The sequence below is a fragment of the Kouleothrix sp. 19917 genome (assembly GCF_057073505.1).
Window position 1 is genome coordinate 1,946,241 of record NZ_CP097099.1, and the last position, 12,917, is coordinate 1,959,157.

The 12,917-nt window shown below is 66.1% G+C and carries 11 protein-coding genes; 9 read left to right on the forward strand and 2 right to left on the reverse strand.

Annotated features, from left to right (window positions below; all coding sequences use genetic code 11):
- Positions 1-194: 194 nt before the first annotated feature.
- Both M1P90_RS07965 and M1P90_RS07970 read left to right on the forward strand, forming a co-directional pair.
- Positions 195-2,441 (forward strand): peptidoglycan DD-metalloendopeptidase family protein, encoded by a 2,247-nt coding sequence (locus tag M1P90_RS07965; protein WP_483702074.1) that lies wholly within the window; start codon positions 195-197, stop codon positions 2,439-2,441.
- A gap of 319 nt (positions 2,442-2,760) precedes the next feature.
- Positions 2,761-5,418: a heavy metal translocating P-type ATPase gene (locus M1P90_RS07970; protein ID WP_483702075.1), complete on the forward strand. Its 2,658-nt coding sequence runs from the start codon at positions 2,761-2,763 to the stop codon at positions 5,416-5,418.
- Here M1P90_RS07970 and M1P90_RS07975 read toward each other — a convergent pair.
- Both M1P90_RS07975 and M1P90_RS07980 read right to left on the reverse strand, forming a co-directional pair.
- The gene (locus M1P90_RS07975; protein ID WP_483702076.1) at positions 5,376-6,233 is read right to left on the reverse strand and encodes an aminoglycoside 6-adenylyltransferase; all 858 of its coding nucleotides are present in this window, start codon (positions 6,231-6,233) and stop codon (positions 5,376-5,378) included. The two genes, M1P90_RS07970 and M1P90_RS07975, sit on opposite strands and share 43 nt — an antisense overlap.
- 71 nt (positions 6,234-6,304) lie before the next feature.
- Positions 6,305-6,919: a metal-binding protein gene (locus M1P90_RS07980; RefSeq protein ID WP_483702077.1), complete on the reverse strand. Its 615-nt coding sequence runs from the start codon at positions 6,917-6,919 to the stop codon at positions 6,305-6,307.
- A gap of 212 nt (positions 6,920-7,131) precedes the next feature.
- Between M1P90_RS07980 and M1P90_RS07985 the strand changes: the two genes are divergently transcribed.
- The 7 genes from M1P90_RS07985 to M1P90_RS08015 all read left to right on the forward strand — a co-directional run bounded on the left by M1P90_RS07985 (position 7,132) and on the right by M1P90_RS08015 (position 12,837).
- Positions 7,132-7,650 (forward strand): GNAT family N-acetyltransferase, encoded by a 519-nt coding sequence (locus M1P90_RS07985; RefSeq protein ID WP_483702078.1) that lies wholly within the window; start codon positions 7,132-7,134, stop codon positions 7,648-7,650.
- The gene (locus M1P90_RS07990; protein ID WP_483702079.1) at positions 7,650-8,069 is read left to right on the forward strand and encodes a GNAT family N-acetyltransferase; all 420 of its coding nucleotides are present in this window, start codon (positions 7,650-7,652) and stop codon (positions 8,067-8,069) included. The genes M1P90_RS07985 and M1P90_RS07990 overlap by 1 nt, the downstream gene beginning before the upstream one ends.
- 109 nt (positions 8,070-8,178) lie before the next feature.
- Positions 8,179-9,066: an MBL fold metallo-hydrolase gene (locus M1P90_RS07995; RefSeq protein ID WP_483702080.1), complete on the forward strand. Its 888-nt coding sequence runs from the start codon at positions 8,179-8,181 to the stop codon at positions 9,064-9,066.
- 141 nt (positions 9,067-9,207) lie between these two features.
- Positions 9,208-9,606: a hypothetical protein gene (locus M1P90_RS08000; protein ID WP_483702081.1), complete on the forward strand. Its 399-nt coding sequence runs from the start codon at positions 9,208-9,210 to the stop codon at positions 9,604-9,606.
- 249 nt (positions 9,607-9,855) lie between these two features.
- Positions 9,856-10,698: a bifunctional DNA-formamidopyrimidine glycosylase/DNA-(apurinic or apyrimidinic site) lyase gene (gene mutM, locus M1P90_RS08005; RefSeq protein ID WP_483702082.1), complete on the forward strand. Its 843-nt coding sequence runs from the start codon at positions 9,856-9,858 to the stop codon at positions 10,696-10,698.
- 106 nt (positions 10,699-10,804) lie between these two features.
- Complete coding sequence (locus M1P90_RS08010) at positions 10,805-11,743, forward strand: ROK family protein (protein ID WP_483702083.1); 939 nt, start codon at positions 10,805-10,807, stop codon at positions 11,741-11,743.
- Positions 11,744-11,748: 5 nt separating this feature from the next.
- Positions 11,749-12,837, forward strand: a complete 1,089-nt coding sequence (locus M1P90_RS08015; protein ID WP_483704626.1) for a C25 family cysteine peptidase — start codon at positions 11,749-11,751, stop codon at positions 12,835-12,837.
- The last annotated feature ends 80 nt before the right edge of the window (positions 12,838-12,917 follow it).

Here is a 12,917-nt window from a genome sequence, read left to right on the forward strand (position 1 = left end):
GATACATTCATCCACAGATGACGCCAATTTCGCAGATGCGAGACGTCATATCTGTGTAATCTGCGTCATCTGTGGATCGATCTCGTTCTCACTACAATGTTGACATTGCACTGGGATGTCGTTGGCCGCGATTGACGCGACCCGCCGCCCATGCTAGGATTGCAGCCGACCTGTTTCTGCCAGTGGGAGCCACCGTGCCTGCTCGTTTCTTGCGCCTGCTCTGGGGTGTGCTGTGTGTAATCGCGCTGGCGATGCCGCCGGCCGCGCACGCTGCCCCCGCCCCGCCGGTTGAAGCTGATCTCCAGGCCTTTCTCGACGCCCAGCCCGGCGCGCTGAAAGCATTCCGCGACAGCGGCCACAGCGCCGCCGAGATCATGCAGGCAACCAGCGCGTACTATGGCGTCAGCCCGCGCATTCTGCTGGCCCTGCTCGAAGCAACGGGCACACTGCTGAGCAACCCCGCCCCATCCGGCGCGCTGTTGCAACGACCGTTTGGCGCGGAAGGGCCAGATGGCTTTGCCGCGCAGATCGACTGGGCCGGGGCCGAGCTGCGCGCTGGCTTTGGCCCCTACCAGCGCCCGCCAACCGTGCGCTTCACCGACGGCACAACCCTGACACTGACGCTTCAGCAGGCCCCCGAAGGGGTGGCAGTGCAGCGCCTGCTGGCGCGCGGTCGCAGCCAGGCCGAGTGGCGCGCGGCGTTTGGGCGTTTCAGCCAGGCCTTTCAAACCTATTTCAATAACGAGCTGCCCGAAGAAGCGCAGCCACAGCCCGCCGCCACCAACGGCTTCCTGAAGCGGCCCTGGGCCGCCGGTACGCGCGTGGTGCATCTGGCCTACTTCGACCATATGTACCCGACGGTCGATACCGGCAAGCGCGACAACGGCGCGGTGGTGAACTATCTCGGGAATGGCAAGGTGCAGTACGACGGCCACGATGGCCACGATTTCTATTTCCCCGACCAGCCGATTGGCACCTATATCTATGCCGCAGCCGATGGCATTGCGCACGCCAGCACGCATCGCGGCCGGGGCGTGTGGATCGAGCACGCCAATGGCTATGTGACGGTCTACTGGCACCTCGACAAGTTCGCCAAGAAATTTCGCGGCCTGGTCGATACCGGCAAGGGCGTGCGCGTGCGCGCTGGCGACCTGATCGGCAGCAGCGGCAAAACTGGCTTTGTGGTTGGCACGCCGCACCTGCACTTCGAGGTGCGCCACAATGGCAGGGAAGTCGATCCCTACGGCTGGTATGGCCCGGGTGCCGACCCATGCCCGCAGTACGCCGCCTGCGAGGCCAGCACCTGGCTGTGGGATGCGAGCCTGGCGGGAGAGTTCGATTTCACGCCGCCCGGTGCGGCTGCCCCGCCCGACCAAACGCCGCCGCGCGTGCTGCTCTCGGCCAGCCCGCCTGCCGACCTGCTGCTGCTCGACCATTTCGACGGCGCGGCGCTGCCGCAGCTGGGCGTGGGCTTGCCAACCGTGGAAGGTGGCGCGGCCCTGGTCGATACGCGCACCGGCCACGGCATGCGCGTGGCGGGCGCGGCGCGGCTGGCCTTCCCAACCAATGGCAACCTGAGCCTCGCCGCCGGCACAATCGCCTTCTGGGCGCAGCTGCCCGAGCGCTGGCCGTCCACGCCAAACAAGCGCCAGTACCTGCTGGCCGCCAGCGCCCACCCCGACGAAGGGCCGGTCTACACCGGCACGCTGGCGCTGCGCCGCGACACCGGGCCAGATGGTGCGCCACGCTGGAATTTCTGGACCACGCCCGAGAGTGGCGCGCCCGGCCGCGACGACCTTGCCGCGCCCGATACGCTGCGCCCCGGCTGGCACCATTTCGCGGTGAGCTGGGAACGTGCCAGCGGCACGAAGGCGCTGTTCATCGACGGCCAGCGCGTGGCAAGCACAAGCGGCGCTGCGCTCCCCGCCGACGTTGGCGCGCTGCTGGAGCTGGGGCGCTGGGCGCCCGGCGCACAAGCCGCCGACGTGGTCTACGACGAGCTGGCAATCTACAATCGCGCGCTCGACATAACGGAGGTTACCGCGCTGGCCGCCCGCGACACGCCGATTGCCGCCAGCGCAGCCGTCGTGCACAGCCCTGAGCTTCAGCTTGCGCTCAAGGCCGAAGACGATGGCGGCGCGATTGTGAGCATGCAACTGGGCGTGAATGGCGATTTTGCCGACCCGCAGCCCTACGCCGAGCGCCCCGCCGTGCTGCTGCCCGCCGCCAGCGGCACCTACACCGTCGGCGCGCGCCTGCTCGACCGCGCCGGCAACAGCGCGATTGTGAGCGCAACGGTGGAGCTGGCGCTGCCCGAAGTTCCCGCGCCCACGCCCGCGCCGCAGCCGCTGCCATCTCCTGCGCCCGCGCCAGACCCTGCCCCCACCGCGCCGGTTTTGCCCGCGCCCGAAGGCTCGCGGCGCGTGCCTAACGCGCGCTAGCTCTGGGTAGCTGGTTTGAAGGTTGCAAGTTTGAATGTTTGAAGGTTGCGTATTTGCAAGCTACAGGTTCCTGCCCCCTGCAAACTGCGCTCTGCGTTTTGCGCTTACCCCTTCGTCCTCCGTCCTCTTCGAGCCTTCGTGGTTACGGTTCTTCCCAAGGGATTGACAAAACGCGCAGCCAGTTTTATAATAACACTTGAACACTTGCTCAATTGATATATTGTTCTTGAGCATGCGTCTCAATAGCGTCTTTTTTTGCACGTAACACCGGGCTGGGCCGCGCTGGCAATCGGCCCGCAATATCAGACAGGACGCGGCGATGAGCATACAAACCGTCACCTTGGCGCGGCCGCAGCTGCTGCCCCAAAGCGCCGATTGCGATTGTTGCGCCGGCCACCTGGCCGAGGCATTGCGCGCCCGCGCCGGCGTGGCCGATGTGCGCCTCGACGGCGCGCAGGTCGTGGTGCAGGCCGACGCGGCCATCGCCTCGCCCGCCGACGTCGAGCAGCTTGCCCGCGCCGCCAGCCAGCAAATCGCCGCCCGCTACGACCACCCGGTTTTTGCCGTCGAGGGCATGGATTGCGCCGACTGCGCCAAAACCATCGAGCGCGCCATGGCGCGGCACGCTGGTGTGCACTACGCAATTGTCAACTTCACTGCCGGGCGGCTGCGCCTCGAATACGACCGCGAGCAAACCTCGGTCGAAGCGATTGTTGGGCTGGCGCGCAGCCTGGGCTACGGCCTGCTGCCCCCGCAGACGCCCGCCGCGCTTGGCACGCTGGTCTGCTCGGTCGATGGCATGTGCTGCGCCGTCGAGGCCGGTACCATCGAGCAGGCTCTGCGCGCAATGGCTGGCGTGCGCCAGGTTTCGGCCAACCCCGCGCTGGCGCGTCTTTCCGTCGGCTACGACCCGCAGGCGCTTGGCGCGGCCCAGATCGTCGCGCAGGTCGAGCAGCTTGGTTTTCGGGTGCTGGAAGAAGGCGCGCCGGTATCGGTGCATGACCATGAGCACGACCACGAAGCCGGCGGCTGGGCGGGCCGCATACGCGAATTCCTGCACGACCGCCCGAAAGACGCGCTGACCTTCGCCTGTGGTGCCTTGCTGGCGCTGGCCTGGGCGGCCGAGCTGCTTGGCGCACCGGCCCTGCTGCCCGCCACGCTCTACGTTCTCGCCACCCTTGTCGGCGGCGCATTTGTTGCGCGCAACGGCTGGGCCACCCTGCGCGCCACCCGCACCCTCGACATCAATTTGCTCATGACCATTGCCGCCGTTGGCGCGCTGATCATTGGCGAGTATGGCGAAGGCGCGACGGTTGTCTTTCTGTTTGCGCTTGGTAATGCGCTCGAAGGCTACACCATGGAGCGCGCCCGCCGCTCGATCCGCGCGCTGATGCAGCTTGCTCCCGCCACGGCCCGCGTGCTGCGCGCCGAGCGCGAGCAGGCCGTTCCCATCGGCGAGGTGCGCGTTGGCGAAACGATTGTGGTGCGCCCCGGCGACCGCGTGCCGCTCGACGCAGTAGTGCTTGCCGGCGCAAGCGCGCTCGATCAGGCACCGATCACTGGCGAAAGCGTCCCGGTCGCGAAATCCGCTGGCGACGAACTTTTTGCTGGCAGCATCAACGGCGACGGCGCGCTTGAGGCGCAAGTGGCCCGCGCCGCACAAGATTCCACGCTGGCACGCATCATCCACATGGTCGAAGAAGCGCAGTCGCAGAAATCGCAGGCGCAGCGCTTTATCGACGTGTTTGCGCGCCGCTACACGCCCGCCGTGGTTGCGCTGGCGGTGCTGGTAGCCGTGCTGCCGCCGCTCGTGCTGGGCGGCGCGTGGGGCGTGTGGGCCTACCGCGCCCTGGTGCTGCTGGTGATCGCCTGCCCCTGCGCGCTGGTCATTTCCACGCCGGTGAGCATTGTGAGCGCAATCTCGGCGGCGGCGCGGGCGGGCGTGCTGTTCAAGGGCGGCGCGTCGCTCGAGGCGGCTGGCGGCCTGCGCGCCATCGCCTTCGACAAAACCGGCACGCTCACGCAGGGCAAGCCCGAAGTCACCGACATCATCCCCGCCGCCGGCTACGACGAGGCGCACATCCTTGCGCTGGCCGCCGCCGTCGAGCTGCGCAGCAGCCACCCGCTGGCGCGCGCAATTGTCGCCGCCGCCGAAGGGCGCGATCTGCCGCCCCTGACCGCCGCCGATCTGCAAACCGTGCCGGGCCGTGGTGCGCTGGCGCAGGTTGGCACGCAGCGCATTGCCATTGGCAACCGCGCCTTGTTCGCTGGCACGCCCATTCCCGCCGATCTGGATGCGCAGGCGCGGGCGCTGGAAGCGGATGGCCGCACGGTAATGCTGCTCGCCAGCGACGGCGCGATTATTGGCCTGCTCGCTGCAGCCGATGGGCCGCGCGCGGCCAGCCGCGCCACAATCGCATCGCTGCGCCAGAAGGGCATCGCGCATATTGCCATGCTCACGGGCGATGCCGCGCCGGTGGCCGCGCGCGTCGCCGCTGCCGTGGGCGTGGATATGGTGCGCGCCGAGCTGCTGCCCGCCCAAAAGCTCGAAGCGATTGGCGAGCTGATTGCGCAGCACGGCAGCGTAGCCATGGTTGGCGACGGCGTGAACGATGCTCCCGCCCTGGCGCGGGCCACGGTTGGCATTGCAATGGGCGGCGCGGGCAGCGATGCCGCGCTGGAAACCGCCGATGTCACACTGATGTCGGACGACCTGAGCCGTCTGCCATTCGCAATTGGGCTGAGCCGCGCCGCGCGCAACGTCATTCTGCAAAACGTGGTATTTGCGCTGGCGGTGAAGGCGGTGTTTCTGGTGGCAACGATCCTGGGCGTGGCGACGCTGTGGATGGCGGTGTTTGCCGACACGGGCGCGGCGCTGATTGTGATTGCAAATGGCATGCGCCTCTTGCGCCAGCGCCCGGCCGAGGAAGCCGCTCAGGAAGCCGGCAGATTTTCGGCCAGCCAGCGCGCTGTGTAGTCGTGCGCGTCTTGCGGGTAGGTGCAGCCCAGCGCCTCGGCGGTTTCACGCGCCACCCAGCCAAATAGTTCCAGCGTCGCGAGCAGGGCGCGCGCAACATCGGCCCCATCGTAGTGGGCGTATGCACTGCGCAAACCTTCAATCACCCGTGGGTCGGCCCACTGTTCGAGGAAGCGCCCGCCGTGCCAGGTGTCGGTGTTCGGGCCGCCCAGGGCACGCGCATGCCACGCGATCATTTCCAGCAGGCGCGTTTTCATATAGCCATCGCAGCAGCTTCGCGCCACATACAGCTCGCCGCGCCGCAGCTTTTTCGCCGTCCAGATCGCGTGGTACAGCTCGTCGTTCACAAGGTTGTCAAACGCGGCCGGGCTGGGTGGCGGGGCGACGGCAGGCGCGGGCAGTGGCCCGTTCAGCAGTGCGCCGAGCGTGCCGTCTTTGTCGAACAAGAGGCGCGCGCCGCGTGCAAACACCGCCGCAACATCGGGCGGCAGCCCCGCCTGCGCGATCCGGTCGAGCATTGCGCGCGGCAAAAAGCTCAGGTCGGCGTCGAGTGCTGGCTCGAACAGCACGCGCCGCTCGACCAGCCCACCGACCGCCGTTGGCTCCAGAAAGGTCATGCGCACGCGCCCAAGCGCGTCGAGCCACGCGCCCGAGTCGAGATAAGGCTGCGGGTCGTTCGCTACGATCAGCAGGTCGAGGTCGGCCCATTCGTCGGCGGGCTGCACAGTGCGCGCCCGCGAGCCAAGGATCACGGCGGCGCGCAGGTCGTCGCGGCTTGCCGCCCAACGTGCCAGGGCCTCGATCAGCTCGTTCATGGTTTGCGCCATGGCCTCACCCCAATGCCAAACCGCTACTGATTTCTGACTTCTGACTTCTGAATACTGTTTTAGTAGCGCGCGCGCCGCCGACGGCTGTAGCCGCGCCAGCGGTCGTGATCTGCCAGGTCGATACGCACCACAAAGCCAAATCGGCGCAGATAGCGCTTGCCACCCGTCACCAGCCAGTCCGCCACGGAATGCGCGGCGCTGCCCGTCACAAAGCCCACTAAGAAGGACCAGACTTCGCGCGGGTGGCGCGTCACGACGCCAAGCACGGCGTCGCTCACTACCAGGTGGAAGTTCGGCAGCGCAATGCCAATGCGCCCAAACAGCCAGGCCGCGCCGATCAGCACGCCCACGACCATCCAGAAGAAGTAGAACAGGCGCAGCAGCGGCGGCAGCACCAGACCGTGGCTGAGCCAGCGGCTGCGATGCGGCACGGCCCACATATATGGCCGCCAGATCCAGTAGAAAATGCCCCAGCGGTTGTCAATCGCGCTGTCGAGGTCGAGGTCGGGCGAGAACATAATGCCCGAAAGCAGGTGCGCGCCCACCACCACGACGGTTTGCTGAAGCGCAAGCTGCGCGTCGATCCCGAGGGCGAGGTTGGTCGAGAAAGTGAGCGGCGCGATCGCCACGCCAGTGACGACCGTGATCAGATCGTGAGTGTGCGCGCCGGGCATAGGAATGCTTTCTGCTGTTCGCTTCTGCCTGTTTGCCAGAATAGCACAATCATGCTAAAGCGGCAAATATGCTGGAATGTGCAACCTGCGCCGCTGCTGCTTCGTCCGCACTGGCATGAAATGTGTTGAAGCGCGAAAAAGCAACTGCCTTCTGCCGACTGCAAACCGCTATAACCGGGTTTCTCGCGCTTGTTGCTGTGGGTAAATGAAGCATGATTCTGTTTGAAACGCCGCGCCTGCTGGTGCGCCAGCTTGCGCCGAACGACCTTGACGCGCTGTTCGCTATTTTCAGCGACCCGATTGTGACGCGCTGGACTGGTGACGGCTCGCCACTGACCCGCGAGCAGTGCATGCGCTGGATCGAGATTTCGCAGCGCAACTATGCGACGAAAGGATTTGGCGCGTCGGCAGTGGCCGAGCGTGCCAGCGGCACCATGATTGGCCTGTGCGGGATTGTGTACGCGCCGGGCAGCAGCGAACCCGAGATCATCTATATGTTTGGGCAGCCGTGGTGGGGCCAGGGCTACGCGGGCGAGGTCGTGCCGGCCATGCTGCGCTACGGTACGGAGCAATGCGGCCTGCCCCGCGTCATGGCGACGATTGCGCCCGAAAATGTGGCCTCGCAGCGCGTGGCTGCGCGGGCCGGCATGCGCTACGACGGCGAGATCATCGACCCCGACGATGGGCTGCCAGCGCGCGTGTACTATTATGAGCCAGAAAGCGAGGGCTAATGCGAAACGAAATTGATGTGCGCCCGGCCACCCTTGCCGAGCTGGCCTTTGCCGGGCAGGATGGGTACATCACTACGCCCATTCTGCAGCGCAAAATTGCCGAGCAGGAAGTGTTTGTTGCGTCGCTGGGCGGCGAGCTGGCTGGCTACCTGCGCCTCGAACACCTCTGGTCGCAGGTGCCGTACATCGCGCTCGTCCGCGTCATGCCGCCGTTCCGCCGCCGGGGTGTGGGTCGTGCGCTGCTCCACTACGTCTGCGAGCGGGCGCGCGCACAGGGCCATCGCACGCTGTACAGCTCTTCCACCGGCAATGAAGCCGAGCCGCAGGCGTGGCACCGCCATATGGGCTTCGAGGAGTGCGGCCTGATCGCCGGCATCAACGACGGCGTGGGCGAGCTTTTTTTCCGCAAAGCGCTGTAACAGTATTCAGTTGTCAGGATTCAGAAGTCAGTATTACGGCGCTCACAACTCGTTGTCCTCTGTGTTCTCTGTGGCCCAATTCTCTTCCACTCCGCTGTAGAAGGAGCAAATGGCATTGCAAAAAGAACTGACCTTGCAGCAGATTGGCCCGCACAGCTACTGGCTGCCGCCCGACTCGGCCACCGACCGGCCCGCGCTGGGCGTGGTGGCGGGCACGCATGGCGCGCTGCTTGTGGATGTCGGCAACTCGCCTGCGCATGCCAATGTTCTTCAGCGCGAGCTGGCGGCGCACAGGATTACGCCGCGCTTCGCCATGCTCACGCACTGGCACTGGGACCATGTATTTGGCGCGGCAACGCTCGATCTGCCGACCTTTGCCCACGCCGAGACGGCGCGAATTGTGCGCGTGATGGCGGGGCTGGACTGGAGCGACGCAGCGCTGGACGAACGTGTGGCCGCCGGCACAGAAATCGCCTTCTGCCGTGACATGCTCAAGGCCGAAATGCCCGACCGCAGCGCGCTTGTCATCCGCCCGCCTGAGATTATCTTTGAGAAGCAGATCGCGCTTGACCTCGGCGGCGTAACATGCACCATAATGCATGTTGGCGGCGACCACGCGCACGATTCGAGCATTGTTTCGGTTCCTGCCGACCGGGTCGCTTTTCTGGGCGATTGCTTCTACGACGATTTGCACCACGGCGACCGGCGCCTGACCTGCGTGGAGCTGTTTCCGCTGCTCGGCCGGCTGCTTGCGCTGGGAGCGGAAACCTACATCGGCGGGCACGACCCCGCGCCGCTCACGCGCGCAACCTTTGCCGAAGATGCCGCGCTGCTGCGGCAGATTGGCGAGCTGGTAGCGGAAATTGGCGGCGACCGCGCGGCGGTGCTGGCGGCCTTGCCGGGGCGCACAGGGCTGCCAGTGGTGCCGGATCATATCGAGATCGCCGATGCATTTCTGGCTGGCCTGCGCCTGCCCTGCGTGCCCAGCGTGCTATAAACGCACAACGGTGAAGAAACCTCTGCCATTGGTGTGGAATTCTCCCCTTTTCCTGCGCGCCCTCGCTCGCTATACTCAGCGCACACCTACCGAATCGCCGATCTGGGCTTGCGCACTCGCCCGCGTTCAACGAGGACCGCTATGAATGCCAGCTACGATCACCTGCTTGTTCCGCACCTGCTCGATTCGCGCCTGAAGCTGCATCTGCTGCTCCACTACTGGATTCATCCCACGCTGGCGCTGTCTGCGGGCGCGCTGAGCGAGCGCCTGCGCGAAAATCCGTGGGCGCTTGCCGACGCGCTGAACGAGCTGGCCGACGCTGGTCTGCTGGCACGCCGCGCAACCGACGACGGCATTGCCTTCCAGCTTGGCGTGCAGCACGAACACCGCCTGGCCCTGCATCTGCTGGTCGAAACCTTCAACGACCCGCTGCTGCGCGATTTGATCTACACTGGCGTGCATAACGCCTGCCGCGAACGGCAGTTTGCAAGTTGCCCGACTGGCAGTGGCTGGGGCGCGGCGGGCCTGCCGATTTGCTGATATGGGCGTGTGCTTCCTCGGTTCTGCGCTTCTGCAGGCCGTGTTAACGTTTGATTGGAAAGGCGATCTATCCACAGATTACGCAGATTACGCAGATGATAGACCTCATATCTGTGTAATCTGCGTAATCTGTGGATAAATTATTGGATTTTGACATGGCTCTGGTGTTGCCTTGGCTCTCGGCTCTTGGTTCTGCGGCGCGTCTTGCGGTACAATACGCCATTCGCACTGAATGGAATGAAGACCGCAATGCCCGAACTACCCGAAGTTGAACACGCCGCGCGCAGCCTGGCCGAGCAGATCCTTGGCCGCCGCATCATCGCCGTCACCAAGCTCGATTGGGAGCGCATGGTCGAAACGCCAGCGGTCGACCAGTTTCTCGACCTCATTCAGAACCGCGAGGTGCAGGCAGTTGGCCGCCGCGCCAAGTGGATCGTGCTGACGCTTGACGACGGCTGGACGCTGGCCCTGCACCTGCGCATGTCTGGCTCGGTGACGGTGGAAGAGTCCGACGCCCAGCCAGACGCCTACACCCACCTCGTGCTGCTGCTCGACAACGGCCAGCAGGTCTTTTTCCACGACACCCGCAAATTCGGCCGCGCCCGCCTGCTCGACGCGCCCGGCCTCAGCGCGCTCGACACGGCCCACGGCGTCGAGCCGCTCACCGACGATTTCACTCCCGCCGTGCTTGGCGCGCTGCTCGGCCGCCGCCACACCCGCATCAAGCCCCTGCTGCTCGACCAGCGCGTGATTGCCGGAATTGGCAATATCTACGCCGACGAGGCGCTGTGGAATGCGCAAATTCACCCACTGCGCTTTGCCGACAGCCTGAACGACGACGAGATTGCGCGCCTGCATTCCGGCATTCGCATCGCGCTGCTTCAGGGCATCGAGCATGGCGGCAGCACCTTGCGCAACTACCGCAATGGCTATGGCGCGGCCGGCAGCAATCAGGAACACTTCAATGCCTACGACCGGCGCGGCCAGCCATGCCCGCGCTGCGGCACTCCAATCGAGAAAATCACGGTGGGCCAGCGCGGCACGCACTTCTGCCCCTTCTGCCAGACGCTCGAACGAGAGGTTAGCGGCTAAACGCGCCCGATGACACAATCGTCACGCGCGCACCCGCGCGTGTCATTGGGGCGCACGCACCTGCGTGCTATACTCTTTGTGTGATTGTAATAAGGAAAACAGCCTCATGCGCTATGTGATCGGTGTGGATTTGGGCGGCACGCAGCTGCGGGCGGCGCTGGCCGACGAAACCGGGCGTATCTACGACGAAGTGCGCACGCGCACCGATACCCCTGGCGGCCCGCCCGCCGTGATCGCGCAGATTGTCGCCTGTGTCGAGCGGGTGCGCGCCGCGCTGCCCGAAGGTGGCGAGCTGCTGGGCATTGGCGTGGGCTCGCCCGGCCCGCTCGATCCCTTCGAGGGCGTGGTGCTGAACCCGCCGAACATTCCCGGCTGGGATCACATACCGCTGCGCGACATCCTGGCCGAGCGCACGGGCCTGCCTGTGGAGCTGGGGAATGACGCTAACGCCGCCGCGCTGGGCGAGTGGATGTTTGGCGGCGGGCAGGGCCGGCGCAACATGGTCTACGTGACGGTCAGCACCGGCATCGGCGGCGGCGTGATTGCCGATGGCCGCCTGCTGCTGGGCTACCGTGGCTCGGCGGCCGAGGTTGGCCTGCATATCATCGACCCGGTGGGCCTGCACTACTGGGAAGATCTCGCCTCGGGCACGGGGCTGGGCCGCGCCGCCGCCGCCGCCATGCCCGATGAGCCCACGAGCATGCTGCACGGCCTTGCAACGCCCGAAACCGTCAACGCCGCAGATGTCTCGCATGCGGCGGCGGCTGGCGACCCGCTGGCGCAGCACCTGATGCGGCGCGAAGCCGAGCTGCTGGGCCTGGGCTTTGTAAACCTGCTGCACCTGTTCGCCCCTGAGCAAATTCTGGTTGGCGGCAGCGTGATCACCAACAACCCGTTTCTGCTCGAAGGGGCGCAGGCGGTGGTGCGCAAGCGCGGCCACGCAATCTACCAGGACGTACCAATCGAGGTTGCCGCGCTGGGTGAGCGCGTTGGGCTGCTGGGCGCGGTCGCGCTGTTTCTGCACATGCGCGAGGGCCGCGCGTGAACTTGATGCTGACCTCGGAGGCGCGGCTGCGGGCGCTGTATGGCCGCGCTGGCGCGGAGCGCGTGCTCGATGCCGCCGAGCAGTTGCGCCTGGCCCGCGTGCTGCGCGGCGCGCCGTCGCGGTTGGTCGTGGTCGAGCAGGGCGCGCCCGACTGGGGCGTACCCCCCGCGCTGGTCACGCCCGACGGCATTGCGCGCCAGATCGCCGCGATCTCGGCTGCGCTCGACCGGCGCGAAAGCCTGCTGGAAAGCGTGCTGCTCATCGGCGGGCCTGAGATTGTGCCATTTTTCCTGGCCGAAAACCCCACGCCATACGACGGCGACGCGGCGGTGCCTTCCGATGGCTACTATGGCGCGGCCAACCCCTACGCGCTGCTGCCCGACTGGGCGGTGGGTCGCATTCCCGGCGCGGCCGGCCCCAACCCGGCGCTGCTCATTCAGTTGCTCGAAACGGCCGCCGGGCTGGACGTGCTTCATCCGCATGAGAAAGTATTTGGCTATGTGACCGAGGTGTGGCGCGAGGCTGCGAAGATCGTCTATGCCGAAATTGACGATCCTGCACACCTGCTGGTGTCGCCGCCCACGCTGGCCGCGAGCTTCGACCGCAACCGGCTGGATGGCGCGCGCCTGATCTACTGCAACCTGCACGGCGTGCCCGAAGGCCCACCCTGGTATGGCCAGTCGGAAGCGCAACCCGCGCTGGTGGCGGCGCTGCGCCCTTCCGATCTCGCCGGGCTCGATCTGCGTGGCGCGATTGTAGTGAGCGAGGCGTGCTATGGCGCGCTGATCGCCGGGCGCACGGCCGAGACCACTATGCCGCTGGCATTTCTGGCGGGGGGCGCAGCCGCATTCATTGGCGCGACGGCTATTTCCTATGGCCCAACCGCGCCGCCGCCCGGCGAGGCCGACCTGATCGCGCTGCACTTCCTGCGGGCACTCAAGCAGCCCGGCATCACCGTTGGCGCAGCCTTTCTGGAAGCGCGGGCCGGCCTCTTGCGCGATACCATGGCCCATCAGTCAACGCTGGACGAGGACGACCAGAAGACGCTGCTGGAATTCGTGCTTTACGGTGACCCAACTCTTGTGGTAGTATAAACGCTACCCAAGAGCACGGCGCTTTTCGAGCGTGGTGTTCTTGCTGTCTCAGGCGCAGTTGCCGAACCGCCATCTGGCGA